This is a genomic window from Paraburkholderia heleia NBRC 101817, from assembly GCF_000739775.1.
GTDB classification, from domain to species: domain Bacteria; phylum Pseudomonadota; class Gammaproteobacteria; order Burkholderiales; family Burkholderiaceae; genus Paraburkholderia; species Paraburkholderia heleia.
On sequence record NZ_BBJH01000093.1, the window covers coordinates 1 to 504 of the forward strand.

Annotated in this window: 1 pseudogene; it reads left to right on the forward strand. The window is 58.1% G+C overall.

The window, feature by feature from the left end:
• Positions 1 to 504 (forward strand): annotated as a pseudogene (locus tag BHE01S_RS38625) (hypothetical protein); the annotation flags it as partial.

Consider the following 504-nt stretch of genomic DNA (forward strand, 5'->3'; position numbering starts at 1 on the left):
CATCAGCAGCACGGACAACACGACTGTGTCAGGCGACAACGTCACGAACAGTGGCGACATCAACGGTACGAATACGTCGGTGTCGGGTAGCAACGTCACGAATAGCGGCAATATCACTGGCACGGACAACACCACGGTGTCGGGCGGTAACGTGACGAACAGCGGCAACGTGACGGGTGGCAACACGACCGTGTCTGGCGATAACGTCACGAACAGCGGCAACATCAGCGGCTCGGACAACACCACGGTGAACGCCACGAACAACATCACGAACAGTGGTGACATCAACGGCACGAATACGTCGGTGTCGGGTAACAATGTGACGAACGACGGGAACATCACGGGCACAAGCAACGTGTCGGTGAACGGGACCAATAACGTTACGAACGCCGGCAACATCACGGGTGGCAACACGTCGGTGTCGGGCAACAACGTCACCAACACAGGGAACGTCACGGGCACGGATACGACCGTGTCTGGCGGCAACGTCACGAACAGCGGCAA